Here is a 24,177-nt window from a genome sequence, read left to right as displayed (position 1 = left end):
AGGCAGCGCGAGGTTGATGTCGGATTCTCGCCAGCCTCGCCACCCCGTGTGACGGATGCTTGACGTATGCACACCGACACCGAGCGCTGCTTGCGCGCCGTCCGGTCCAAGGACGCGCGATTCGACGGATGGTTCTTCACGGCCGTCCTGACCACCGGTATCTACTGCCGTCCGAGCTGCCCGGTCGTGCCCCCCAAGGCCGAGAACATGGTCTTCCACCCCAGCGCGGCCGCCTGCCAGCAGGCCGGATTCCGCGCCTGCAAACGCTGCCGGCCCGACACCAGCCCCGGCTCGCCCGAGTGGAACGCCCGCGCCGACTCCGTCGCCCGCGCCATGCGCCTCATCCAGGACGGGATCGTCGACCGCGAGGGCGTCACGGGACTCGCGGGGCGGCTCGGCTACTCGGAGCGGCAGATCGAGCGGCAGCTGCTCGCCGAACTCGGCGCGGGCCCGCTCGCGCTGGCGCGCGCCCAACGGGCGCAGACCGCGCGACTGCTCATCGAGACGACCGCGCTGCCGATGGCGGAGGTCGCCTTCGCCGCGGGTTTCTCGTCGATCCGCACCTTCAACGACACCGTCCGCGAGGTGTTCGCCCTCGCCCCGACCGAACTGCGGGCACGCGGCGCCCGGCGGTCCGACAACGCCGCCCCCGGACCCCGGACTCCCGGAGTGATCTCCCTGCGGCTGCCCTTCCGCGCACCGCTCACCCCCGACAACCTCTTCGGACACCTGGCGGCGACGGCGGTCCCGGGCGTCGAGGAGTGGCGGGCCGGCGCGTACCGGCGCACGCTCTCCCTTCCGTACGGACACGGCATCGTCGCCCTGACGCCGAAGCCCGACCACATCGGCTGCCGGCTCGCGCTGACCGACCCGCGCGACCTCACTGTCGCCATCAGCCGCTGCCGCCGCATGCTCGACCTGGACGCCGATCCGGTCGCCGTGGACGAGCAGTTGCGTACCGACCCGCTGCTCGCCCCGCTGGTCGACAAGGCGCCGGGCCGCCGGGTGCCGGGCACCGTCGACGCCGCCGAGTTCGCCGTACGCGCGGTACTCGGCCAGCAGGTCTCGACCGCCGCCGCGCGCACGCACGCCGCCCGTCTCGTCACCGCGTACGGCACACCCGTGGACGATCCCGAGGGCGGTCTCACCCATCTCTTCCCCACCCCCGACGCGCTGGCCGCGCTGGACCCCGAGGCCCTCGCGCTGCCGCGCAGCCGCCGCACCACGCTCACGACCCTGGTCGCCGCCCTGGCCGACGGCACACTGCCGCTCGGTACGGACAGCGACTGGGACGAGGCCAGGGCGCGGCTCCACGCGCTGCCCGGATTCGGTCCGTGGACCGTCGAGGCGATCGCGATGCGCGCGCTCGGCGACCCGGACGCCTTCCTGCCGACCGACCTCGGTATCCGCCGCGCCGCGCAGGCGCTCGGCCTGCCGTCGACACCCGCCGCGCTCACGGCGCGCGCCGCCGGCTGGCGGCCCTGGCGCGCGTACGCCGTGCAGTACCTCTGGGCCACCGAGGACCACGCCATCAACGTCCTTCCCGCGTAAAGGAGTTCACCGCATGACCAGCAGATCGCACACCGTGGTCGACAGCCCGTACGGGCCGCTGACGCTCGTGGCCACCGACGGAGTGCTGAGCGCGCTCTACATGACCGAGCAGCGCCACCGCCCGCCGCAGGAGACCTTCGGCGAGGTGGACGCCCGCCCGTTCGGCGGCGTGATCGACCAGCTCGATGAGTACTTCGCGGGCGAGCGCACCGAGTTCGACCTGCCGCTGCTGCTGCACGGCACACCGTTCCAGCGGAGTGTCTGGGAGCAGCTGCGGACGATCCCGTACGGCGAGACCCGCAGTTACGGTCAACTGGCCGACGCGCTCGGCAAGTCGGGGGCGTCGCGCGCGGTCGGACTCGCCAACGGCAAGAACCCGGTGGGCATCATCGTGCCGTGTCACCGGGTGATCGGCTCGACGGGCAGCCTCACCGGATACGGCGGCGGGCTCGACCGCAAGCAGCGCCTGCTGGTCTTCGAGGGCGCGGCACGGGCGGACGCCGGGAGGAGCGGCGCGGGCACGCTGTTCTGACCGGCGCGGTCCCGCGCCCCCTCAGCTCTCGTGGAACTGCTTGAGCAGCGTGGGCAGCGCCGTGCCGATCGGCTCGCGGATGATCTCGTCGGCCTGCCCGTCGTACGGCGTCGGCTCGGCGTTCACCACGACGAGCCGCGCGCCGTGCTCGGCCGCGATCCCCGCCAGCGAGGCGGCGGGCTGTACCTGGAGGGTCGTACCGACGGCGATGAAGACCTCGCACGCCTTGGCGATCGTGAGTGCCTGCCCGAGAACCTCCGGGTCGAGCCGTTCGCCGAACATCACCGTCGCCGACTTGAGGACGGCGCCGCACACGGTGCACGGCGGGTCCTCCTCGCCCGCCTCGACCCGGGCCAGCGCCTCCTCCATCGTGGAGCGCGCCCCGCATCCGGTGCAGACCACCGCCCGCGCCGTGCCGTGCAGTTCGAGCACCTTGCGGGCGGGCATCCCGGCGAGCTGGTGGAGTCCGTCGACGTTCTGCGTGATCACCCGGACCGCGCCGCCGCCCGCGCGGTCGAGTTCGGCGACGGCGCGGTGCGCGACGTTCGGCTCGGCACGGAAGGTCGGGCTGTCCCGGCGCATCCGCCACGAGCGGCGGCGGACGTCCGGGTCGCTCATGTACGCGTCGTACGTGACGAGCTTCTCGGCCCCGGGATCGCGCCGCCACAGGCCGTTGGGACCGCGGTAGTCGGGAATGCCGGAATCGGTGGAGATCCCGGCGCCGCTGAGGATCGCGACGAGAGTCATGCCGCGAGGGTATGCGGCGGCGCCGGGACGGGCGACCCAATAGGAGCCAACGGCCGGCGGTCAACGGCCGGCGGTCGGCGGTCAGCGGTCAGCGGTGGTTGTGCTTCTTGTGGAGGTGGCCGAGGTGACCGGGGTGCGGCGCGTGTCCGGCGTAGTCGGAGGGTTCGGTCGCGGCGTCGTCGGTGATGGTGGTGACCGGGGTGAAGGGCGTCGGCACCTGGCCCGTCCAGCGGTTCATCACCGCCTTGCCCGTCTGCTTGGTGACACCGTCCTCCACGACCGTGCCCGCCTCGGCGAGGTAGTAGCGGCCGTCGTCGAGCGACACCAGCCCGTACTGGCCGGTCGACTCCCAGCCGTACGTACCGGACGCCGGATGATGCAGCCCCTGCTTGAGGAGCGGCAGCAGCCGGCCGCGTTCGGGCTGCGGCTGGCCGCTGACCGGGCCCGACACCGGATGCTTCGAACCGTCGAGGACGAAGAGCGAGTAGTTCGGGAACTGCGTCTTGGTGCCCTTGTACGCGGCCAGCAGCCAGTTGCCGGTGTGCGCGTCGTAGTCGAGGTTCTGTACGCCGTAGGTGGTGTTGCCGGTGTAGCTGAAGTACTTGCCGTCGGGCGAACCGGGGCCGCTGGTGTGCGGATCGGCCTCGGTGAGCGGGCGCTCGTACTTCTTCCAGCGCCGGATGTCGTACTGGAGCAGCACCTGGTTGTCGTTGTCCTGCCGGGTGGTGTTGGCGTAGACGCCGTACGCGACGGTGAGCAGTTGGGTGTGCCGCGTGCCGCGCTTGTCGTCGAAGCCGGGGCCGAACGCGACGCCGTCGATGCCGCTGCATCCGTAGCGGTGGTCGGCGGTCTTCGCGGTGTCGCCGTCGAAGACGCCGTTCCCGTCCATGTCGGCCGTGTAGTCGTCCACGACCTCCTGGAGGTGGACGGTGGACACGACGCCGGTCGTCTGGGCGTCCATGTCCATCTCGGTGATCCGGTCACCGTCGAAGATCGCGATGTAGAAGGCCTTGGCGGCCTTGTACTCCAGGGAGCCGTAGACCCTGCCGTCCTTGGTGTTGAAGTCCAGGTCGCCGAGGTGGCCGGTGAAGCCGGTGACGGAGCCGACGGGCTTGCCGGTGAGGTCGGTCTTGACGAGGAGGTTGGTGAACGAGAAGTACAAGAAGCCCTTGCGGCGGTCGACGGCCATGCCCTGGACATGGCCCGACTTCCAGGCCCCGCCGTCCACGGTCGTCGGGAGCCTGGGGGTCTTGGCAGGCGTGGCGTCCAGCGCGGCGGGGGCGACCACCGCGCCCGCCTCCGCCGTGCCCCCTTCCGCCGTGCCCGCTTCCGCCGACGCGGTTCCCGCGCCCGCCGCCACAACCGCCGTGGTGAGCAGGGCTGTCAGCCAGCCGCGAATCTGACGTCGCATGTTCCCTCCGGTGTCCTGGGCCTGGGATTCTGGATCATGCAGGGCGCTCGTGCACGGCGGGCCAACGCGAGGTGAATCGGCGTCAGCCGGGGACGGCCCACCGGGCGGCGCGTACATGACATATGAGAACAGCTCCGGTCGCACCCGTCACCACCGCGCGCACCCGGATCAAGCGGATCAAGCGGATCACGCGACCCGGCGGCCGTTCTCCAACTCCACGGCCCCGGTGCCGGCTTCGAGCGCGTCGAGCCCCACGAGGATGCGGGACCCGAGCGACCCGATCACCAGCTCGGGAATCTTGTGACGGTTCACCAGCCGCCAGGAGAGCAACTCCTCCTCCTGGAGCCGGATCTGGCCGAGCCGCTCCTCGTCCAGGACTCCGCCGTCGTACAGATACGCGACGATGGCCGGCCGGTCCGGCGCCTGTGACCAGTCCACCGCGAGCAGCCGCCCCAACTCGACGTCCAGCCCGATCTCTTCGAGCGTCTCGCGCCGCGCCGCCTGACGCGGCGTCTCACCCTGGTCCGACTCGACCGTCCCGCCGGGCAGCGCCCAGCCCGGCCGGTAACTGGGCTCGACGATCAGCACCCGCCCCTCCTCGTCCCGGAAGAGAGCGGCGGCACCGGAGAGCACGCGGGGGAGTCCGGCGATATAGGCGAGGTAGTCAGCGTCGCGAGAGGTCACGCGGAAAGCCTAGATCAGAGGCCCCTTCGGGGCGGTGAGACCGTTCCCATGTCTATGGGAGGTTTGTCCAATTTTTAAGGGACCCGGTGGCGGGCCGCTGCCCGTGGGCAGGAGGACGCCCGGCCGGATAGGGTCGGTGCGGCGCGACTGCCTGTTCGAAAGCAAAGGGATGACAAGGTGACGGACGGAGCAGTAACCGAGGCCGCGCACGTGCTCGTCGCGGCGGACAAGTTCAAGGGCTCGCTCACGGCCGTAGAGGTCGCCGAGCGGGTGACGGCCGGGCTGCGCCTGGTCGCCCCCGACGTGACGGTCGAGGCACTGCCCGTCGCCGACGGCGGCGACGGCACCGTCGCCGCGGCGGTGGCGGCCGGATTCGAACGGCGAGAGGTACGGGTCACCGGACCGCTCGGTGACGAACTGACCGCGGCGTACGCGCTGCGCGACGGCACGGCCGTCGTGGAGATGGCCGAGGCGTCGGGTCTCCAGCACCTGCCCGACGGTGTCTTCGCCCCCCTCACGGCCGGTACGTACGGCTCCGGCGAACTGCTGCGCGCCGCGCTCGACGCGGGCGCGCGCACCATCGTCTTCGGCGTCGGCGGCAGCGCCAGCACCGACGGCGGCGCGGGCATGCTGGCCGCGCTCGGTGGACGCTTCCTGGACGCGGACGGGCAGCCGGTGGGACCCGGCGGCGGCGGACTGCGCGATCTCGCGACGGTCGACCTGTCCGGGCTCGACCCCCGTATCGCCAAGACGGACATCGTCCTCGCCAGCGACGTGGACAACCCGCTGACCGGGCCGAAGGGCGCCCCGGCGATCTACGGGCCGCAGAAGGGCGCGTCCCCCGAGGACGTCGACACGCTCGACGCGGCTCTCGCGCACTACGCGCGCGTCCTGGAGAAGACCATCGGCGCCAAGGCGGCCGAGTCCGCGCTCTCACCCGGCGCCGGGGCGGCGGGCGGCATCGGGTACGGCGCGCTCGTCGGCCTCGCCGCGAGCTTCCGGCCCGGCATCGAGGTCATGCTCGACGTGCTCGGCTTCGGCCCCGCGCTGTCCCGCGCCACACTCGTCATCACCGGTGAGGGCTCGCTGGACGAACAGACGCTGCACGGCAAGGCCCCGGCGGGCGTCGCGGCGGCGGCCCGCGCGCGGAACATCGAGGTCATCGCGGTCTGCGGCCGACTGGCGCTGCGCCCCGAGGCCCTGGGCCGCGCGGGCATCCGCCGCGCCTACGCCCTGACGGACCTGGAACCGGACCCGGCACGCTGCATGGCCGAGGCGGGGCCCCTGCTGGAACGGATGTCGGCGGACATCGCGCGCGACTTCTTGACGTGACGCGGTGCGGGTCCCGTTCCACATCGGACGGGGCCCGCTGCCGGGTGACGCGACTGGCGGGCCGAGTTCGTCCTCAATCGCCGGACGGGCTCAATGCCCGTCCGGCGACCGAGGACACCACCAGGCAGCACCCCCTCACCCCGGCGTCAGCCGGAACGCGTCGAGTGCCAGCGTCATCTCGATCAGGTCCCGGGGGCGGGACAACGAACGGGACGTCAGTTGCTCCAGGCGGCGCAGGCGGTTGAAGACCGTGTTGCGGTGGCAGTACAGGCGCGTCGCCGCGCGGCCCGCCGAGCCGCCGTACTCCAGCCACGCGTCCAGCGTCTCCAGCAGGACCGCGCGATCCGCCGGGTCCAGGTCGAGCAGCGGGCCGAACACGTCCGCGATCAGCCGGGCCGCGAGTTCCGGCTGGCTGACCACCAGCGCCGTCGGGAGGCGTTCGTCCAGGCGGACGATGCTCTGCGCGTCCGGCGGGAGCGTACGCAGCGCCGTCTCGGCCAGCCGGCGCGCCCGGCCCAGCCCGGCCAGGCTGTCCACCACCGGGCTGATGCCGCCGGGGCCCTGGCAGAGCCGTAACAGCAGCGCCGCCAGCTCCGTGAGGCCCGCCTCCCCGTCGAGCGCGACCACCGCGATCTCGCAGTCCGTACGCATCCGCCAGAAGAAGCGCATCCCGTCCGCCACGGCCACCCGCTGGAACGGCTCGCGCCCGCCCTGCCGCTCCACCCGGACGACCACCACCACGTAACGCCCCTGCTCGGGCAGGTCGAGCCCGGCCGCCGCGCGGGCCGCGAGACCCGGGGTCGAGCGGCCCTCCAGCAGCGCGTCGAGCAGCGCCTGCACCCGTTCGTCGCTCCGCCGGTGCATCGACTGCTCCGTGCTGCGGTACGCCTCCGCGACCGTCGTCGCCTGCCGGTCGACACCCGCCCACATGTGGGACGCCGTGTGCACGAGCATCGGTACGTCGTCGGGGTCCTTCTCGCTGACGATGCGCAGCAGTTCGTCCCACACCAGATAGCCGGCGTGCCGGTACGCGTGCAGTACCAGGTCCAGCGCCAGCCCCTGCTCCGCGCGCCGCCGTCCCAGCTCCTCCGCGTAGGCCAGGTCGCGGCGCGGTGCCGAGCGCGGGGCCGCGATGGCCTCGATCCCGTACCGCATCGCCTCGTTGATCTGCCGCCAGTGCTCGTCGCGCGGCACGGCCGCCTCGAACTGCTCGGAGTGGTCGTCAAGTTCGTCCATCAGTTGGTCGGTCAGCGCCGGTACGCGCTCCAGAAGCATCCGGGACGCGGTCACCAGGACCGACCACTCGCGATCCGTACGCGCTCGGTGGCCACCCATGGCTGGTGAGGATGCCACCGGGAGGCGCGGTGCGACACCCCTTGTGCGCGTGCACAATCCGGCCACCGCACCGCTGGTCATCAGCAGCGATTCGGCCGTACGCCGTGGACGGTGCCCCGGCCCGGTGCTGAGGTGTGCCTCCACGGCGTGTCAGGACGCATGTCAGGACATCCGAATCACGCGGAACGAAGCGAAACCAAGCGGAATCAAGCGGAATCAAGCGAAGCCGATCGCAGAGGAGAATGCATGGCCGCGCTCGAAGTGCGTGCCCTGTCCGTCGGTTACGGCCCGGTGCGCGCCCTGCACGAGGTGTCCGTCGACGTACCGTCCGGCGGAATCACCGCGGTGCTCGGTGGCAACGGCGCGGGCAAGTCCACCCTGCTCAGGGCCATTTCCCGCACGCTCGGCTTCCACCGGGGCACGGCCGGCGCCGGCACTGTCCACTTCGACGGCCGGTCCCTCGACGGGCTCGGCGCCGCCGGGGTCGTGGCGGCCGGAGTCGTCCAAGTCCCGGAAGGACGGCAGGTGTTCGCCCGCATGACGGTGGCGGACAATCTCCGGGCCGGCGCACTCGGCGCGCGCGGCGGTCGCAAGCAGTACCTGGCCTCCCTCGCCGAGGTGCACGCACTGTTCCCCGTACTCGCCGACCGCGCGGGCCAGCGCGCCGGACTGCTCTCCGGCGGTGAGCAGCAGATGCTCGCGCTCGGCCGGGGCCTGATGGCCCGCCCCCGGCTGCTCCTCCTGGACGAACCCTCCCTCGGGCTCGCCCCCCTGATGGCCACCCGGATCGGCGAGACCATCCAGCAGATCAACTCCACCGGCACTTCGGTCCTGTTGGTCGAACAGAACGCGTCCATGGCCCTGCGGCTGGCGTCCCGCGCGTACGTCCTGGAGGTCGGCGAGGTCACGCTCGAAGGGGACGCCGCCGAACTGGCCGCCTCCGACGAGGTACGCCGCCGCTATCTCGGCGTCGTGGACGAGACGGCCGCCGAGGACGCGGGCCGGGCACAGGAGTCGGCACCGGTGCTCCGGAGGTGGACCGCGTGACGGACTTCGAGACGGGCCCGGCCGGCGCCGACGGCCACGCGTCGGCCGGACATCCCGAACGGACGGTCGGCGGCACCGGGCCGGACCCCGGCGGCACCGGGCCGGACCACAGCTCCCCACCACCCCTCACCGTCACCGACGTCACCGTCCGCTTCGCCGGGCTCACCGCCCTCGACGCCGTCTCCTTCACCGTCGAACCCGGCAGCGTCCACGCCGTCATCGGCCCCAACGGCGCCGGCAAGTCCACCTGCTTCAACGTCCTGTCCGGCGTCTACCGCGCCACCTCCGGCAGCGTCCGCCTCGGCGCGACCGAACTCACCGGCCTCGCCCCGCACCGCGTCGCCGCACTCGGCGTCGCCCGCACCTTCCAGAACCTCGCGCTCCCGCCGCACGCCACCGTCGCCGACAGCATGCTCCTCGGCCGCCACCGCCTCACCCGCGCCGGCTTCCTCGCCACCGGCCTCCGGCTGCCGTCCGCCGCCCGCGAGGCACGCCGACACCGGGCCAGGGTCGGCGAGATAGCCGAGTTCGTGGGGCTGGCCGGCGATCTGGACCGGCCGGCGGGGGCCCTCCCGTACGGCAAACAGAAGCTCGTGGAGCTGGGCCGCGCCCTGTGCATGGAGCCCACGGTGCTGCTCCTGGACGAACCCGTCGCCGGGATGACGGCCGACGAGCGGCGCCGTACGGCCGCCGTCGTGGCCGGCGTACGCGACAGCCTCGGCATCTCGATCGTGCTGGTCGAACACGACATGGGGGTGGTGATGCGGCTCGCCGACGCCGTGACCGTACTCGACTTCGGACGCCGGATCGCCGGCGGTACGCCCGCCCAGGTGCAGAGCGATCCAGCCGTCGTCCGTGCCTACCTCGGCGAGAGCGCCGACACCATCGAGAGCGCCGACGACAGCCTCAGCGGCGAGGAGGCCGCCTCATGACCACCTTCGTCGAACTCCTCCTCGGCGGGCTCTCCATGGGCTCCGTCTACGCCCTCATCGCCCTCGGCTTCGTCGTCATCTTCAAAGCCACCGAGGTCGTCAACTTCGCCCACGCCTCGCTCCTCCTCGCGGGCGGCTACGTCACCGCCGTGCTCCACGACGACATCGGCTTCTGGCCGGCGCTCGCCGTCGGTATCGCGGGCGCCGCCGTCGTCGGATCGGCCGTCGAGTACACCGTCATGCGGCGCTACCGCGGCTCCGACCACAGCGTCCTGGCCATCGTCACCATCGGCGTCGACATCCTCCTCACCACCGAACTCACCCGCCGCATCGGCACCGACGTCCTCGCGCTCGGCGACCCGTGGGGCGACAAGCTCCTCACCGTCGGGGACATCACCATCGCCCAGACCCGGGTCGCGGCCTTCGTCGCCGCGGCGCTGCTGATCACCGCGTTCCTGCTCGCCTTCCGCTACACCACCTGGGGCGTCGCGATGCGCGCGGCGGCCGAGAACCCCCAGACCGCCGCACTCATGGGCGTACGCCTCGGCCGCGTCTCGCTCTCCGCCTGGGCGGTCGCGGGCTCGCTCGCCGCCGTCGCCGCGCTGTTCCTCACGGTCTTCCCGACCCCCGGGCTCGAACGCGCCACGTCCCTCGCCGCGCTCAAGGCCTTCCCCGCCGCGATACTCGGCGGCCTCGACTCCACGACCGGGGCGCTCGCCGGGGGACTCATCGTCGGCGTCACGGAGTCCTTCGCCACCGGCTACCAGAGCGATCTGACCTTCCTCGGGCGCGGCTTCGGCGACCTCGCGCCGTATCTCGTGATGGTCGTGGTGCTGCTCATCCGGCCCGCCGGGCTGTTCGGTACGAAGGAGCTGGCCCGTGTCTGACCCGACCCACGCGGCCACCAAGGCCCCACCGCACCGCAGCCCCCGCGCCTACGCCTGGCTCGCCGGTTCCCTCCTGCTCCTCGCCCTGCCCTTCTACCTCGACCGCTTCTGGCTCCAGGCCGGCCTCTTCGCCATGGCCGCCGCCATCGGCGCCATCGGCCTCAACCTCCTCACCGGCGCCACCGGCCAGCTCTCCATGGGCCACTCCTTCTTCCTCGCCGTCGGCGCCTACGGCTACTGCGTCTTCGCCGGCGAGGGCGGCGAGAGCGGCGCGGAGAACGGCCGGCAGCTCACCGGACTCGGCCTGCCCACCTGGCTCGCGGTCGTACTGGCCGTACTCCTCGCGGGGGCGGCGGGCGGTCTCTTCAGCCCCATCGCCGGCCGGCTGCGCGGTGCCTACCTCGGCATCGCGACGCTCGCGCTGATCTTCATCGGGCAGCATGTCCTCTTCAACGCCGGGGATCTGACCGGCGGGTTCAACGGCCGCGACGTCCCCGTGCTCTCCCTCTTCGGCTTCGACTTCGACGACACCGAGGTCGTGATCGCCGCCGTCCCCTTCGGCTCGGCGGAGAAGCTCTGGTACGCGGGCCTGTTCGCCCTTCTCGTCGGCGGACTCTTCGCCCGCGGGGTGCTGCGCGGCAGGCCGGGCCGGGCCATGAACGCGATCCGTGACCACCGCATCGCCGCCGGTGTGATGGGTGTGCCGGTCGCCCGCTACCGGGCCGCCGTGTTCGTCCTCTCCTCGATGTACGCGGGGCTGGCCGGCGTACTGATCGCGCTGATCTTCCAACGGACCGTGCCCGACTACTTCGGCATGATCCTGGCCCTCGAATATCTCGCCATGATCGTCATCGGCGGTCTGGGCACGGTCGCCGGAGCCGTCGTCGGCGCGGCCTTCGTCGCCCTGCTGCCCCAGCTCCTCACCCACTACAGCGACACGCTGCCACTGGTCGCCGACCCCGGTTCGGGCGGCGTCACCCCGGGCGAGGCGTCCCGCTATCTGTACGGCGCCGCGATCGTCGCGGTGGTGCTCTTCCTGCCCGGCGGACTCACCCGCCTGTCAGTTCCGACGGTTCGACGGTTCTCACGGGAGAAGTCATGAAGCGACGCGCACGTCACACGAACGCGCCCAGGAGCGGCGCGGCGCTGCTGGTCGTACTCGCCCTCGCGCTCGCCGGGTGCAGCGGCAAGGCCACGGAGGGGGACGACAAGGGTGAGGACGCCGGGGGAGTGAAGACCGGGGAGGGCGTCACCGCCAAGACGATCTCGCTCGGTGTGCTCACCGACATGACCGGCGTCTACGCCTCCCTCGGCAAGAGCGTCACCCAGGCCCAGCAGCTGTGGGCGGACCAGACGAACAAGGCGGGCGGTATCTGCGGCCGCGACATCGAGCTGACCGTACGCGACCACGGCTACGACCCGCAGAAGGCCGTCGCCGCCTACACGGAGCTGGAGCCGGACGTGCTCGGCTTCGCCCAGTTCATCGGCTCCCCCTTCGTCGCCGCCGTCGAGAAGCGCATCGACGGCCAGGACAAGGGCCTGGTGCTGCCGCAGGCGTGGTCGGCCAATCTGCTCGGCAGCCCGTACGTACGGGTCGTCGGCGCCACGTACGACATCGAGACGATCAACGCCATCGACTACCTCCTCACCAACAAGCGCATCACCAAGGGCGACAAGATCGGCCATGTGTACTTCGAGGGCGACTACGGCGAGAACGCCCTCGTCGGCTCCGAGTACGCGGCCGAGCAGGCCGGTCTCACGGTCGTCGAGCAGAAGATCAAGCCGACCGACAACGACATGTCCGCGCAGGTCGCCGCGCTCAAGAAGGCCGGGGTCAAGGCCATCGTCATCAGCGCCGGACCGCGCCAGGCGGCCTCGCTGGTGGGCGTGGCGGCGGCGGGCGGGTTCAATGTGCCGGTCGTCGGCAACAACTCGGCGTTCGCGCCGCAGCTGCTCGCCACTGCGGCGGGCCCGGCGCTGATGAAGGACTACTACATCGCCTCCTCCACCCTGCCCATCGGCTCCGCCGAGCCGGCGCCGAAGAAGCTGGCCACGGAGTACGCGGCGGCCTACCCGGACGACGGTCTCGACAACGGCGTCGTGTCCGGGTGGACGGCCGCCTCGCTCTACGGCGAGCTGCTGAAGAAGGCGTGCGAGAACAAGGACCTCACCCGGGCGGGCATCGACAAGGCGCTCCTGGGGCTCGACAAGTTCTCCACCGGCTTCGGGATCACCCACGACTTCTCGGACCCGACGGCCCCCTCCACCCGGCAGTCCGTGATCATGAAGCCGGACTCGAAGGTGCCGGGCGGTCTGAAGGTCGTCCAGGAGGCGCAGGTGGCGAAGCCCGCGGAGTCGTTCACCTTCGGCGACTGACCGGTCACCCTGTATACGAGAAGGGCCCGGACGCTTGAAGCGTCCGGGCCCTTCCGATGTATCGGTACGTACCGCTACGGCAGCTGCGCCGCACGCGCCTCACGGCGGTTGTCACGGAACGTGTTCACCCGTCGCGCCGTGGCGAAGAGCGGAATCACCGCGCCCGTCACCACCTGGAGCGCACAGCCCGTCTGGAGCAGGAGCTGGCCACCGGGCGCGTCGAACGCCCAGGCCGCGAGCAGCCCCATCGCGGCCACGATCCAGCTGAGCATCGCCACCGCGAGGACACCTCGTGGCTTCGGATACTCGACCCGGCTCACCATCAGCCACGCCACGCCGACGATGGCGAGCAGCGTCGGCACGAAGGGCAGCTCGAGAAGCACGATCGAGACGACCGTGAGCGCGCCGAAGGGGCTCGGCATGCCCTGGAACATGCCGTCCTTCGGCTCCACGCAGGAGAATCTCGCGAGCCGCAGGACCACCGCCAGAAGCACCACGATCGCCGCCAGCGCCGACACCCGCTGATGCGCGTCGTCGGCGACCATGCCGTAGACGAGCACGAAGTACGCGGGCGCCAGGCCGAAGCTGATCAGGTCGGAGAGGTTGTCCAGCTCCGCACCCATCGGGGAGCTGCGCAGCTTGCGCGCCACGAGGCCGTCGAACAGGTCGAAGACCGCCGCGCACAGCATGAGGATCACGGCGGTGGCCGCGGAGTGCCGCGCCATGCCGGACTCTTCGCTGCCCGTGAGATGCGGGATCAGGATGCCGGTGGTGGTGAAGTACACGGCCATGAAGCCACAGGTGGCGTTGCCGAGGGTGAGGGTGTCCGCTATCGACAGCCGCATGGACAGCGGCATGTCTTCGGCTTCGTCCTCCTCCTCGGCGTCCGTGGCCCAGCCGGCCTGTGTGTCGGGATCAATCACGGTCAATTCGAGTCACCCCTGCGGTCGTGGTCTGGCCGACCTCGACAGCGACCTCGACACCTTCCGGAAGGTAGATGTCGACGCGCGAGCCGAAACGGATCAGGCCGATGCGCTCGCCTTGCTCCAGCTTGGTCCCCTGCGGTACGTACGGCACGATCCGCCGGGCCACGGCGCCGGCGATCTGCACCATCTCGATGTCACCGAGTTCGGTGTCGAAGTGCCAGACAACGCGCTCGTTGTTCTCGCTCTCCTTGTTGAACGCGGGGACGAAACCGCCGGGGATGTGCTCCACGGACGTCACCGTGCCCGCGAGGGGGGCGCGGTTGACGTGGACGTTCAGCGGGCTCATGAAGATCGCGACGCGGGTGCGCCCGTCCTTCCACGGCATGATGCTCTGCACCACTCCGTCGGCCGGTGAGATGACCCGGCCCTGTGTGATCTCTCGCTCGGGGTCGCGGAAGAACCACAGCATGCCCGCCGCGAGAGCGGTGGCGGGCACGGCGATGACGGCGGCGCGCTTCGAGCGGCGCGCGCGGACCAGACTGAGTGCTGCGGTGGCGACGGTCGGCAGAAGCCACGGCGATGCTCCGCGCGCGAGGCGGACGCTGCCGCGTGGTGCGGAGGTTTGGCTGTGGGGCATGAATGACCTTCGTAGCGGATGGAGCCGCACGGGCAACGGGGGACGGCGGCTTTCCGTCGATGGTATCGGTTGCCGGGTGCAACTGGGCAATGCAGAAGCCGAGTCGGCGGCCGGAAGACGATGACGCGGTGTGATGTCGTGGGCGGTCAAATGGGACCATAGGCCGCGATCAACCCTGGAATCGGTACTCCTCCAGCAGTCGGCGGCCAATGATCATTTTCTGGATCTCGGCGGTACCCTCGCCGATCAGCAGCATCGGCGCCTCGCGGTAGAGACGCTCGATCTCGTACTCCTTGGAGAAGCCGTAACCGCCATGGATACGGAAGGCGTCTTCGACGACTTCCTTGCAGTATTCGGAGGCGAGGTACTTCGCCATCCCTGCCTCCAGGTCGTTTCGTTCCCCGGAGTCCTTTTTGCGTGCCGCATTGACCATCATCGCATGCGCCGCTTCGACCTTGGTGGCCATTTCGGCCAGCTTGAACTGGATTGCCTGGTGCTGGGCGATCGGTTTGCCGAAAGTCTGGCGCTGCTGGGCGTACGAGACGCCGAGTTCGAAAGCGCGTTGTGCGACGCCACAGCCACGCGCGGCGACGTTCACCCGGCCGACCTCGACACCGTCCATCATTTGGTAAAACCCTCGGCCAGTCGTACCGCCGAGGACCCGATTGGCCGGAATGCGTAGTCCGTCCATGATCAACTCGGTGGTGTCGACGCCCTTGTAACCCATCTTGTCGATCTTGCCGGGGATGGTGAGACCGGGCCGTACCTCACCGAACCCGGGCTCCTTCTCGACCAGGAACGTGGTCATCGACTTATGACGGGCCGTGCCCTCGGGGTGGCCTTCGTCACTGCGGCACAGCACGGCGACGAGCGTGGACGTGCCGCCGTTCGTCAACCACATCTTCTGGCCGTCGAGTACGTAGTCGTCGCCGTCCCTGACGCCCTTCGACGTGATCGCCGACACGTCCGAGCCGAGCCCCGGCTCGGACATCGAGAACGCGCCACGCACCTCGCCGGCGGCCATGCGCGGCAGGAAGGTGTCCTTCTGCTCCTGGGTGCCGTGCTGCTTGAGCATGTAGGCCACGATGAAATGCGTGTTGATGATGCCCGAGACGGACATCCAGCCGCGGGCGATCTCCTCCACGCAGAGCGCGTACGTGAGCAGGGACTCGCCCAGACCGCCGTACTCCTCGGGGATCATCAGCCCGAACAGGCCGAGTTCCTTGAGCCCTTCGACGATCTGTGTCGGGTACTCGTCGCGGTGCTCCAGCTCCGTGGCCACCGGCAGGATCTCTTTGTCGACGAAGTCCCTTACCGTGGAAAGGATCTCCCGCTGGATGTCGGTCAGGTCCGCGGTCTGGGCGAGACGGCTCATGGGTCAGATCTCCCTCGTCGTAGGCATCGGCTCCGGGCGGCCGGGCTGTTCGCCGCCGCGCCTGTCGATGTAGGTCGCGGTCGGCACCATCACCTTGCGGCGGAACACACACACGACGGTGCCGTCCTGCTTGTAGCCCCGGGTCTCGACGTACACGACCCCGCGGTCGTCCTTGGACCGTGACGGTGTCTTGTCCAGGACGACCGTCTCCCCGTACAGCGTGTCGCCGTGGAAGGTCGGCGCGATGTGCTTCAGCGACTCGACCTCCAGATTCGCGATGGCCTTGCCGGAGACGTCGGGGACCGACATACCGAGCAGCAGCGAGTAGATGTAGTTCCCCACCACCACGTTCCTGCCGAAGTCGGTCGTCTTCTCGGCGTAGTTGGCGTCGAGATGCAGCGGATGGTGGTTCATGGTCAGCAGACAGAACAGGTGGTCGTCGTACTCGGTGACGGTCTTGCCCGGCCAGTGTTTGTAGACGGCGCCGACCTCGAACTCCTCAAAGGTGCGTCCGAATCGCATCTCTCACGCCTCCGGGGCTTCGAACGTCGAGGTGCGCCGCAGACCGGCGGCCCGTCCCTTGCCGGAGACCACGAGCGCCATCTTGCGGCTCGCCTCGTCGATCATCTCGTCGCCGAGCATCGCCGACCCCTTCTTGCCGCCCGCCTCGGACGTCGCGTAGTCGTACGCGTCGAGGATCAGCTCCGCGTGGTCGTAGTCCTCCTGCGACGGCGAGAAGATCTCGTTCGCGGCGTCGATCTGGCCCGGGTGCAGCACCCACTTGCCGTCGAAACCGAGCGCGGCGGCGCGGCCCGCCACCTCACGGAACGCGTCCACGTCCCGGATCTGGAGGAACGGCCCGTCGATCGCCTGGAGATCGTGCGTACGGGCCGCCATCAGGATCCGCATCAGGATGTAGTGGTACGCGTCGGCGCCGTAACCGGGCGGCTGCTGGCCGACCACCAGCGTCTTCATGTTGATCGACGCCATGAAGTCGGCGGGGCCGAACACGATGGTCTCCAGCCGCGGCGACGAGGCCGCGATCTCGTCCACGTTCACCAGGCCCTTGGCGTTCTCGATCTGCGCCTCGATACCGATCCGGCCGACCTCGAAGCCCATCGTCTTCTCGATCTGGGTGAGCAGCAGATCGAGCGTCACCACCTGCTGCGCGTCCTGGACCTTGGGCAGCATGAGGCAGTCGAGATTGTGGCCGGCGCCCTCGACGACCGTGATCACGTCACGGTAAGTCCAGTGCGTCGTCCAGTCGTTGACGCGTACGACCCGGGTCTTGCCCGTCCAGTCACCCTTGTTCAGCGCGTCGACGACGGTGTGCCGGGCGCCCTCCTTGGCGAGCGGCGCGCAGGCGTCCTCCAGGTCGAGGAAGACCTGGTCGGCGGGGAGCCCCTGGGCCTTCTCCAGGAAGCGCGGGTTCGAGCCGGGGACCGCCAGGCACGACCGGCGGGGCCGGAGCCTGTTCGCGGGCGTTTCCGGCGCGGTTGACTGCGGCGACGTGGTCATGTGGAGACCTCCAGGGGGTCGAGCTTGTTGGCGTGACGGATCTCGTCGACGATACGACCGATGATCTCGGTGATCCCGAAGTCCTTCGGGGTGAATACGGCGGCCACTCCGGCGTCCCGCAGCACCGCGGCGTCGGCGCTCGGGATGATCCCGCCGACGATCACCGGGATGTCCCCGGCCCCCGCCTCCCGCAGCCGGCCCAGCACGTCCGGCACCAGCGCGGCGTGCGAGCCGGACAGGATCGACAGGCCGACGCAGTGCACGTCCTCGGCGACGGCGGCGTTCACGATCTGTTCGGGCGTCAGCCTGATGCCCTGGTAGACCACCTCGAACCCGGCGTCCCGCGCGCGTACGGCGATCTGCTCGGCCCCGTTGGAGTGCCCGTCCAGACCCGGCTTGCCCACCAGCAGCCGCAGCCGCCCCGAGCCCAGTTCGGCGGCTGTCCGGTCCACCTTGCTCCGTACGGCGGCGAGCGGTGTCCCCGCCTCGGCGGCGACCGCGACCGGCGCGCCGCCCACCCCCGTCGGCGCCCGGAACTCGCCGAAGACGTCCCGCAGCGCGAAGGACCACTCGCCGGTCGTCACGCCGGCCCGCGCGCACTCCACGGTCGCCGCCATCAGATTGTCGGTGCCGGCCGCGGCCTGCTTCAGGGCGGCCAGCGACGCGCTCGCCCGCGCGTCGTCGCGGTCCGCCCGCCACTCCCGCAGCGCGGCCACCACCCGTGCCTCGTTCGCCGGATCGACCGTCATGATCGCGGTGTCCAGATCGGCGGTCAGCGGATTGGGCTCGGTCGACTCGAAGCAGTTGACGCCGACGATCTTCTCCTCGCCCGACTCGATCCGGGCCCGGTGCTCGGCGTGCGAGGAGACCAGCCGCGACTTCAGATAGCCGGACTCGACGGCCGCCATCGCGCCGCCCATCTTCTCGATCCGGTCCATCTCCGCCAGCGAGTCCGTGACGAGCGACGCCACCTTCGCCTCCACGACGTGCGACCCGGCGAAGATGTCCTCGTACTCCAACAGGTCGCTCTCCAGGGCGAGTACCTGCTGCATCCGCAGCGACCACTGCTGGTCCCACGGCCGGGGGAGCCCCAACGCCTCGTTCCATGCCGGGAGTTGTACGGCGCGGGCCCGCGCGTCCTTGGAGAGCGTCACGCCCAGCATCTCCAGCACGATGCGCTGGACGTTGTTCTCCGGCTGCGCCTCCGTCAGACCGAGCGAGTTGACCTGGACGCCGTAACGGAAGCGCCGCTGCTTCTCGTCGGTCACGCCGTACCGCTCGCGGGTGACCTGGTCCCAGATGCGGCCGAAGGCGCGCATCTTGCACATCTCCTCGATGAAGCGCACCCCGGCGTTCACGAAGAACGAGATACGGGCGACGACATCACCGAACCGTGCCGCCGGCACCTGCCCGCTGTCGCGCACCGCGTCCAGGACGGCGATCGCCGTCGACATCGCGTAGGCGATCTCCTGGACCGGGGTGGCCCCCGCCTCCTGGAGGTGGTAGCTGCAGATGTTGATCGGGTTCCACCTGGGGATGTGCGCCACCGTGTACGTGATCATGTCGGTGGTCAGCCGCAGCGAGGGCACCGGCGGGAAGACATGCGTCCCGCGCGACAGGTACTCCTTCACGATGTCGTTCTGCGTCGTCCCCTGCAGCAGATCGCGGTCCGCGCCCTGCTCCTCGGCGACCACCTGGTAGAGCGCCAGCAGCCACATGGCCGTGGCGTTGATGGTCATCGAGGTGTTCATCCGGTCGAGCGGGATGTCCTGGAACAGCCGCCGCATGTCGCCGAGATGGGAGACGGGCACACCGACCCGGCCGACCTCGCCGCGCGCGAGGACGTGGTCGGGGTCGTAACCCGTCTGCGTCGGCAGGTCGAAGGCGACGGAGAGACCGGTCTGGCCCTTGGCGAGGTTGTTGCGGTACAGCGCGTTGGACGCCTCGGCGGTCGAGTGGCCGGCGTACGTCCGCATGAGCCACGGCCGGTCCTTGGGGCCCCTGCCGCTGCCGGTCTCCGCTTCCGGCATGTCACACGTCCCGGAAGCGGTTGATGGCGTCGATGTGCTGCGCGCGCGTCTCCGGGTCGCTGACACCCAGGCCCTCGCGGGGCGCCAGCGCGAGCACGCCGACCTTGCCCTGGTGCCGGTTGCTGTGCACGTCGTACGCGGCCTGGCCGGTCTCCTCCAGGGGGTACACCTTCGACAGCGTCGGGTGGATCTTGCCCTTGCCGACGAGCCGGTTGGCCTCCCACGCCTCGCGGTAGTTGGCGAAGTGCGAGCCGATGATCCGCTTCAGCGACATCCACAGATAGCGGTTGTCGTACTCGTGGGTGTAGCCGGACGTCGAGGCGCAGGTGACGATCGTGCCGCCCTTGCGCGTGACGTACACGCTGGCGCCGAAGGTCTCCCGGCCCGGGTGCTCGAAGACGATGTCGACGTCCTCGCCGCCGGTCAGCTCGCGGATGCGCTTGCCGAACCGCTTCCACTCGCGCGGGTCCTGGTGGTGCTCGTCCCGCCAGAACCGGTAGTCGTCGGCGGTGCGGTCGATGATCGCCTCGGCGCCCATGCGCCGGCAGATCTCCGCCTTGTGGTCGCTGGAGACCACACAGACCGGGTTGGCGCCGCCCGCGAGCGCGAACTGGGTGGCGTACGAGCCGAGTCCGCCGCTCGCCCCCCAGATCAGCACGTTGTCGCCCTGCTTCATCCCGGCACCGTTGCGCGACACCAACTGGCGGTACGCGGTGGAGTTGACCAGGCCGGGGGCGGCGGCCTCCTCCCAGCTCAGGTGCGCGGCCTTGGGCATCAGCTGGTTGGACTTCACGAGCGCGATCTCGGCCAGACCGCCGAAGTTGGTCTCGAAGCCCCAGATGCGCTGCTCGGGGTCGAGCATCGTGTCGTTGTGCCCGTCCGAACTCTCCAACTCCACGGAGAGACAGTGCGCGACGACCTCGTCGCCCGGGTGCCAGGTGTTGACGCCCGGTCCGGTGCGCAGCACCACCCCGGCCAGGTCGGAGCCGATGACGTGGTAGGGCAGGTCGTGCCGCCTGGACAGCTCGCTGAGCTTTCCGTAGCGCTCCAGGAAGCCGAAGGTCGACATCGGCTCGAAGATCGAGGTCCAGACGGAGTTGTAGTTGACCGAGCTGGCCATGACCGCCACCAGCGCCTCGCCGGGGCCGAGTTCGGGCACCGGCACGTCGTCGAGGTGGAGTGACTTGCGCGGGTCCTTCTCGTGGGAGTCGAGACCGGCGAACATGTCGGTCTCGTCCTTGTGCACGGTCACCGCGCGGTACGTCTCGGGCATGGGCAGTGCGGCGAAGTCGGCGGACGTGCTGTCCGGCGACTGGATGGCGTCCAGGATGTCCTTCACGGTGTGGCCTCCGGCGAAGCGTGTTGCGGGAACGCTGAACAGGTCCCTGAGGGATGGGACGAGGGGTCGCGCTGTGCGCGTGGTGCGATGGAGGTGTGCCGTCGGTTCGGCGCGTGGTTCGACGCGGGGTGGTGCGTGGCGACGCCGGGTGGGCGTGCGGAATGCCTGTGACGCAGGCGTCCGGGCACACAGGCCGGGGGGCTTGCGGGGACAGCCGGCGTACGAGAGGTCTCGGTACGCCGGCCGCCCGGACACCCACAACGTATGGCACGCCGTGTCATAGGACAAGGCACTGCGTGCCAAGAATTGGTCTCAGTTGTCATCCGTGAGGCACGCATGAGCACCATCGGTCCACTCTGTGAGGTGAAATGTCACCATAAGTGGCCGATTGGCGGCGGGGTGTCTCAGTGGAGGCGTGTCACCGAGGGCATGTCGCACGAGCCGTGTTACCGGCGCGGTTGCGTCTCCGGCAACAGCTCCGACGTCACGCGTCCTTGAGTGCCTGCTTGATCGTGCGCATGACCTCGTCCAGCGGCGCGTCGGTACGGGCTACCGCCACCAGGACCTCGCCGCTGGTGCTCACCGTGGCCGCCGGCCGCTCGGCGCCGCCCATGGTCCGGCCCGCGCCGATGCCCGAGCCGAACGTGTCACGGACGATCGCGAAGGCGTGGTCGAGCTGTGTCTCCACATCACCCTGGCCGTCGGCGCGCAGCCACCGCCGCAGCACATGGTTGTGCGCGGTGACGACGGCGGACGCGGCCACCTCGGCGAGCAGCGGGTCGTCGTTGCCGTCCGGGTGGTCGTGCTCGTCGAAATGGCCCAGCAGATAGCGGGTGAAGAGACGTTCGTAGCGGGCCACCGAGGCGATCTCGGCCTCGCGCAGCGTGGGCACCTCACGGGTGAGCTGGTAGCGCGCCACCGACAGGGTCGGCGAAGCCGCGTACATCCGCATGACTTCCTTGATGCCCCGGCACACGGTGTCGAGCGGATGCTCGTGCGCGGGCGCCGCGTTCAGGACGGCTTCCGCGCGGACGAGGGTGTCGTCGTGGTCGGGGAAGATCGCCTCTTCCTTGGAACGGAAGTGCCGGAAGAACGTCCGCCGCGCGACCCCGGCCGCCGCCGCGATCTCGTCGACGGTCGTCGCCTCGTACCCCTTGGTCGAGAACAACTCCATGGCCGCCGCCGACAGTTCCCGGCGCATCTTGAGCCGCTGGGCCGCCGCGCGGCCGCCGGCGGCGCTCTCCGGCGCGTCGGTCGTCGGGTTCGTACGGGCGGGCCGTCGGGCGGAGTCAGCGGGCTGAGCCATGCCCCGAACGTACTGCATCCGTGCAGGAGAGCGCGCCTGCGGGGGCGGCTCGGAGGCCCTATCGCCGGGCCGCGTATTCACGGAAGCCGCGCCCCGTCTTACGGCCCAGGCAGCCCGCCGCCACCAGGTGTTCCAGCAGCGGCGCCGGTGCCAGCCCCGGGTCGCGGAACTCGCGGTGCAGGACCCGCTCGATGGCCAGCGAGACGTCCAGACCGACCACGTCCAACAGCTCGAACGGCCCCATCGGATAGCCGCCGCCCAGCTTCATCGCCGCGTCGATGTCGTCCAGCGTCGCGTAGTGCTCCTGCACCATCTTGATCGCGTTGTTCAGATACGGGAACAGCAGCGCGTTCACGATGAAACCGGCCCGGTCGCCGCAGTCCACCGGGTGCTTGCGGATCGTCGCGCAGACCTCGCGGACCGTCGCGTGGACGTCGTCCGAGGTGAGGACGGTACGGACCACCTCGACCAGCTTCATGGCGGGAGCCGGGTTGAAGAAGTGCATGCCGACGACGTCCTGCGGGCGTGTGGTGGCGCGGGCGCAGGCGACGACCGGCAGCGACGACGTCGTGGTGGCCAGCACGGCACCCGGCTTGCAGACCTTGTCCAGCGTCGCGAACAGCTGCCGCTTGACCTCCAGGTCCTCGACGACGGCCTCGACGGCGAGATCCACGTCGTCGAACGCGTCGAGCGAGCCGGCCGGTGTGATCCGCGCCAGGGCGTCGTCGCGCGCCTCCCCGGTCAGCCGCCCCTTGTCGACGGAACGGCCCAGGGACTTGGCCACGCGTGCCTTGGCCGCGTCCGCCTTCTCCTGGCTGCGGGCCGCGAGGACCACGACGTAACCCGCCTTGGCGAAGACCTCGGCGATACCGCTCGCCATCGTTCCCGAGCCGGCGACGCCGACCGAGCGGACGGCGGGCCGGTCGCCGCGCGCGCCGCTCCCTCCGTCCAGCGGGGTCAGCGCGTCACGCACCACCGTGCCGCTGCCCGGCGCCTCGTACGTGTAGAAGCCGCGCCCCGACTTACGGCCGGTCAGCCCGGCCTCGCTGAGCTGTCTGAGGACCGGCGCAGGGGCGTGCAGCCGGTCGCGCGACGCGGCGTACATGGCCTCCAGGACCGTACGGGCGGTGTCGACGCCGATCAGGTCGAGCAGCGCCAGCGGGCCCATCGGCAGACCGCAGCCGAGGCGCATCGCGGCGTCGATGTCCTCGCGCGTCGCGTACTTGGCCTCGTACATCGCGGCGGCCTGGTTCAGATAGCCGAAGAGCAGCCCGTCGGCGACGAAACCGGGCCGGTCGCCCACCGCGACGGGCTCCTTGCCCAGCTCGCGCGCCAGCGCGGTGACGGCGGTGACGGCCGCCGGCGCGGTCAGCACGGACGACACGACCTCGACCAGCTTCATCGCGGGGGCGGGGTTGAAGAAGTGCATGCCGAGCACCCGCTCGGGATGCGAGGAGTCGGCGGCGAGCCGGGTCACCGACAGGGCGTTCGTGCCGGTGGCCAGGATGGTGGCCGGGCCGACGATCCCGTCCAGCGCGCGGAAGACCTGCTGCTTGATCTCGTACGACTCCGGGACGACCTCGATGACGAGATCGGCGTCCGCGGCGGCCTGGAGATCGGTGAAGGTACGGAACCGGGTGAGCATGCCGCGCCGCTCCTCCTCGGTGATCCGTCCGCGCTCCACGGCGCGCGCGGTGGACGCTTCGAGCGCGGCGACCGACTGGGCGGTGGCGATCTCGTCGATGTCGATGCCGATGACCTCGCGGCCGGCGTGGGCGAGGACCTCGGCGATACCGGTCCCCATCGTGCCGAGACCGACGACGGCGATGGTGGAGAGAGGGATGTCCATCACGGGACTCCAGGGGTGAGTGACGACTGAAGAGGGGACAGGTGCGCGACGGCCGAATGCCGCGGGCCGCGCGTGCGTCGATGGCGTGGAGAGTCGATGGCGTGGAGAGGTGAGAACTGGCGGACCCTGTCCCGGAGTCGCGCCGTGCGGTGCTGTCGCACCGCGTGCTGCTGTCGAACCACGTGTTGCCGAACCGACGGGCACTCACGGTGGCTGCGTCACCAGGCCGCCGGGAGCCGCGGGGGTTTCCCGCTCACTTGAGGTTAACCGGTGGGTAATGAGCGCGCCAGCCCTGGGGAGATGTGCGGTACGTCACCGGCGGAAACCGGCCGTTCCCGGTCCCGTCGGTCACGGAGAGCATCC

Annotated in this window: 21 protein-coding genes; 8 read left to right on the top strand and 13 right to left on the bottom strand. The window is 70.5% G+C overall.

Annotated elements, in window-relative coordinates; translation table 11 throughout:
* Positions 1-66: 66 nt before the first annotated feature.
* Together ACFT9I_RS22680 and ACFT9I_RS22675 are read left to right on the top strand one after the other, a co-directional pair.
* Positions 67-1,551: an AlkA N-terminal domain-containing protein gene (locus ACFT9I_RS22680; RefSeq protein WP_382566845.1), complete on the top strand. Its 1,485-nt coding sequence runs from the start codon at positions 67-69 to the stop codon at positions 1,549-1,551.
* A 13-nt stretch (positions 1,552-1,564) separates the two neighbouring features.
* Positions 1,565-2,083, top strand: a complete 519-nt coding sequence (locus ACFT9I_RS22675) for a methylated-DNA--[protein]-cysteine S-methyltransferase (RefSeq protein ID WP_382566843.1) — start codon at positions 1,565-1,567, stop codon at positions 2,081-2,083.
* A gap of 21 nt (positions 2,084-2,104) precedes the next feature.
* On the opposite strand, the gene ACFT9I_RS22670 is transcribed toward ACFT9I_RS22675, so the two are convergent.
* The 3 genes from ACFT9I_RS22670 to ACFT9I_RS22660 all read right to left on the bottom strand — a co-directional run bounded on the left by ACFT9I_RS22670 (position 2,105) and on the right by ACFT9I_RS22660 (position 4,925).
* On the bottom strand, positions 2,105-2,830 hold the full coding sequence (locus ACFT9I_RS22670; RefSeq protein ID WP_382566842.1) for an NAD-dependent deacetylase: 726 nt from the start codon (positions 2,828-2,830) through the stop codon (positions 2,105-2,107).
* 88 nt (positions 2,831-2,918) lie between these two features.
* Positions 2,919-4,241: a hypothetical protein gene (locus ACFT9I_RS22665; RefSeq protein ID WP_382566840.1), complete on the bottom strand. Its 1,323-nt coding sequence runs from the start codon at positions 4,239-4,241 to the stop codon at positions 2,919-2,921.
* A 186-nt stretch (positions 4,242-4,427) separates the two neighbouring features.
* The gene (locus ACFT9I_RS22660; RefSeq protein ID WP_382566839.1) at positions 4,428-4,925 is read right to left on the bottom strand and encodes an NUDIX domain-containing protein; all 498 of its coding nucleotides are present in this window, start codon (positions 4,923-4,925) and stop codon (positions 4,428-4,430) included.
* A 177-nt stretch (positions 4,926-5,102) separates the two neighbouring features.
* Between ACFT9I_RS22660 and ACFT9I_RS22655 the strand changes: the two genes are divergently transcribed.
* Complete coding sequence (locus tag ACFT9I_RS22655) at positions 5,103-6,257, top strand: glycerate kinase (RefSeq protein WP_382566837.1); 1,155 nt, start codon at positions 5,103-5,105, stop codon at positions 6,255-6,257.
* Positions 6,258-6,392: 135 nt separating this feature from the next.
* On the opposite strand, the gene ACFT9I_RS22650 is transcribed toward ACFT9I_RS22655, so the two are convergent.
* Positions 6,393-7,592 (bottom strand): PucR family transcriptional regulator, encoded by a 1,200-nt coding sequence (locus tag ACFT9I_RS22650; RefSeq protein WP_382566835.1) that lies wholly within the window; start codon positions 7,590-7,592, stop codon positions 6,393-6,395.
* A gap of 246 nt (positions 7,593-7,838) precedes the next feature.
* On the opposite strand from ACFT9I_RS22650, the gene ACFT9I_RS22645 reads away from it, so the two are divergent.
* The 5 genes from ACFT9I_RS22645 to ACFT9I_RS22625 are packed head-to-tail and all read left to right on the top strand — an operon-like array spanning position 7,839 to position 12,834.
* Entirely contained in the window at positions 7,839-8,639 is an 801-nt protein-coding gene (locus ACFT9I_RS22645) for an ABC transporter ATP-binding protein (RefSeq protein ID WP_382566833.1), read from the top strand.
* Positions 8,636-9,571 (top strand): ABC transporter ATP-binding protein, encoded by a 936-nt coding sequence (locus ACFT9I_RS22640; RefSeq protein WP_382566831.1) that lies wholly within the window; start codon positions 8,636-8,638, stop codon positions 9,569-9,571. Before ACFT9I_RS22645 ends, ACFT9I_RS22640 begins: the two co-directional genes overlap by 4 nt.
* A complete protein-coding gene (locus tag ACFT9I_RS22635; RefSeq protein WP_382566829.1) occupies positions 9,568-10,458 on the top strand; it encodes a branched-chain amino acid ABC transporter permease in 891 nt (296 codons plus the stop codon). Before ACFT9I_RS22640 ends, ACFT9I_RS22635 begins: the two co-directional genes overlap by 4 nt.
* A complete protein-coding gene (locus tag ACFT9I_RS22630; protein WP_382566828.1) occupies positions 10,451-11,560 on the top strand; it encodes a branched-chain amino acid ABC transporter permease in 1,110 nt (369 codons plus the stop codon). The genes ACFT9I_RS22635 and ACFT9I_RS22630 overlap by 8 nt, the downstream gene beginning before the upstream one ends.
* Entirely contained in the window at positions 11,557-12,834 is a 1,278-nt protein-coding gene (locus tag ACFT9I_RS22625; RefSeq protein WP_382566826.1) for an ABC transporter substrate-binding protein, read from the top strand. The genes ACFT9I_RS22630 and ACFT9I_RS22625 overlap by 4 nt, the downstream gene beginning before the upstream one ends.
* 74 nt (positions 12,835-12,908) lie before the next feature.
* Here ACFT9I_RS22625 and pssA read toward each other — a convergent pair whose 3' ends face one another.
* The 9 genes from pssA to ACFT9I_RS22580 form a co-directional block, all read right to left on the bottom strand.
* A complete protein-coding gene (gene pssA / locus ACFT9I_RS22620; protein ID WP_382566824.1) occupies positions 12,909-13,763 on the bottom strand; it encodes a CDP-diacylglycerol--serine O-phosphatidyltransferase in 855 nt (284 codons plus the stop codon).
* The gene (locus ACFT9I_RS22615; RefSeq protein ID WP_382566822.1) at positions 13,750-14,397 is read right to left on the bottom strand and encodes a phosphatidylserine decarboxylase; all 648 of its coding nucleotides are present in this window, start codon (positions 14,395-14,397) and stop codon (positions 13,750-13,752) included. The genes pssA and ACFT9I_RS22615 overlap by 14 nt, the downstream gene beginning before the upstream one ends.
* 169 nt (positions 14,398-14,566) lie before the next feature.
* Positions 14,567-15,772: an acyl-CoA dehydrogenase family protein gene (locus ACFT9I_RS22610; RefSeq protein WP_382566820.1), complete on the bottom strand. Its 1,206-nt coding sequence runs from the start codon at positions 15,770-15,772 to the stop codon at positions 14,567-14,569.
* A 3-nt stretch (positions 15,773-15,775) separates the two neighbouring features.
* Complete coding sequence (locus ACFT9I_RS22605) at positions 15,776-16,294, bottom strand: MaoC family dehydratase (protein WP_382566818.1); 519 nt, start codon at positions 16,292-16,294, stop codon at positions 15,776-15,778.
* A gap of 3 nt (positions 16,295-16,297) precedes the next feature.
* A complete protein-coding gene (locus ACFT9I_RS22600) occupies positions 16,298-17,290 on the bottom strand; it encodes an HpcH/HpaI aldolase/citrate lyase family protein (protein WP_382566816.1) in 993 nt (330 codons plus the stop codon).
* Entirely contained in the window at positions 17,287-19,320 is a 2,034-nt protein-coding gene (locus tag ACFT9I_RS22595; protein WP_382566814.1) for a protein meaA, read from the bottom strand. The genes ACFT9I_RS22600 and ACFT9I_RS22595 overlap by 4 nt, the downstream gene beginning before the upstream one ends.
* 1 nt (position 19,321) lies before the next feature.
* On the bottom strand, positions 19,322-20,659 hold the full coding sequence (ccrA, locus tag ACFT9I_RS22590) for a crotonyl-CoA carboxylase/reductase (protein WP_382566812.1): 1,338 nt from the start codon (positions 20,657-20,659) through the stop codon (positions 19,322-19,324).
* Positions 20,660-21,143: 484 nt separating this feature from the next.
* Positions 21,144-21,983: a TetR family transcriptional regulator gene (locus tag ACFT9I_RS22585; protein WP_382566810.1), complete on the bottom strand. Its 840-nt coding sequence runs from the start codon at positions 21,981-21,983 to the stop codon at positions 21,144-21,146.
* A gap of 40 nt (positions 21,984-22,023) precedes the next feature.
* On the bottom strand, positions 22,024-23,814 hold the full coding sequence (locus tag ACFT9I_RS22580; RefSeq protein WP_382566809.1) for a 3-hydroxyacyl-CoA dehydrogenase family protein: 1,791 nt from the start codon (positions 23,812-23,814) through the stop codon (positions 22,024-22,026).
* Between the last annotated feature and the right edge of the window lie 363 nt (positions 23,815-24,177).

Source organism: Streptomyces sp. NPDC057137, assembly GCF_042670825.1.
GTDB lineage: Bacteria > Actinomycetota > Actinomycetes > Streptomycetales > Streptomycetaceae > Streptomyces.
Note: the sequence above shows the minus strand (reverse complement) of the source record. Positions and strands in the feature narration are given on the sequence as shown.

What these genes read in the sequence shown, in the direction of transcription:
- ACFT9I_RS22600 (WP_382566816.1), bottom strand. Translation starts at nt 17,290, where the DNA reads ATGACCACGTCGCCGCAGTCAACCGCGCCGGAAACGCCCGCGAACAGG.
- ACFT9I_RS22665 (WP_382566840.1), bottom strand. Translation starts at nt 4,241, where the DNA reads ATGCGACGTCAGATTCGCGGCTGGCTGACAGCCCTGCTCACCACGGCG.
- ACFT9I_RS22625 (WP_382566826.1), top strand. Translation starts at nt 11,557, where the DNA reads ATGAAGCGACGCGCACGTCACACGAACGCGCCCAGGAGCGGCGCGGCG.
- ACFT9I_RS22610 (WP_382566820.1), bottom strand. Translation starts at nt 15,772, where the DNA reads ATGAGCCGTCTCGCCCAGACCGCGGACCTGACCGACATCCAGCGGGAG.
- ACFT9I_RS22675 (WP_382566843.1), top strand. Translation starts at nt 1,565, where the DNA reads ATGACCAGCAGATCGCACACCGTGGTCGACAGCCCGTACGGGCCGCTG.
- ACFT9I_RS22635 (WP_382566829.1), top strand. Translation starts at nt 9,568, where the DNA reads ATGACCACCTTCGTCGAACTCCTCCTCGGCGGGCTCTCCATGGGCTCC.
- ACFT9I_RS22645 (WP_382566833.1), top strand. Translation starts at nt 7,839, where the DNA reads ATGGCCGCGCTCGAAGTGCGTGCCCTGTCCGTCGGTTACGGCCCGGTG.
- ACFT9I_RS22680 (WP_382566845.1), top strand. Translation starts at nt 67, where the DNA reads ATGCACACCGACACCGAGCGCTGCTTGCGCGCCGTCCGGTCCAAGGAC.
- ACFT9I_RS22615 (WP_382566822.1), bottom strand. Translation starts at nt 14,397, where the DNA reads ATGCCCCACAGCCAAACCTCCGCACCACGCGGCAGCGTCCGCCTCGCG.
- ACFT9I_RS22585 (WP_382566810.1), bottom strand. Translation starts at nt 21,983, where the DNA reads ATGCAGTACGTTCGGGGCATGGCTCAGCCCGCTGACTCCGCCCGACGG.
- ACFT9I_RS22580 (WP_382566809.1), bottom strand. Translation starts at nt 23,814, where the DNA reads ATGGACATCCCTCTCTCCACCATCGCCGTCGTCGGTCTCGGCACGATG.
- ACFT9I_RS22650 (WP_382566835.1), bottom strand. Translation starts at nt 7,592, where the DNA reads ATGGGTGGCCACCGAGCGCGTACGGATCGCGAGTGGTCGGTCCTGGTG.
- ACFT9I_RS22605 (WP_382566818.1), bottom strand. Translation starts at nt 16,294, where the DNA reads ATGCGATTCGGACGCACCTTTGAGGAGTTCGAGGTCGGCGCCGTCTAC.
- ACFT9I_RS22670 (WP_382566842.1), bottom strand. Translation starts at nt 2,830, where the DNA reads ATGACTCTCGTCGCGATCCTCAGCGGCGCCGGGATCTCCACCGATTCC.
- ACFT9I_RS22595 (WP_382566814.1), bottom strand. Translation starts at nt 19,320, where the DNA reads ATGCCGGAAGCGGAGACCGGCAGCGGCAGGGGCCCCAAGGACCGGCCG.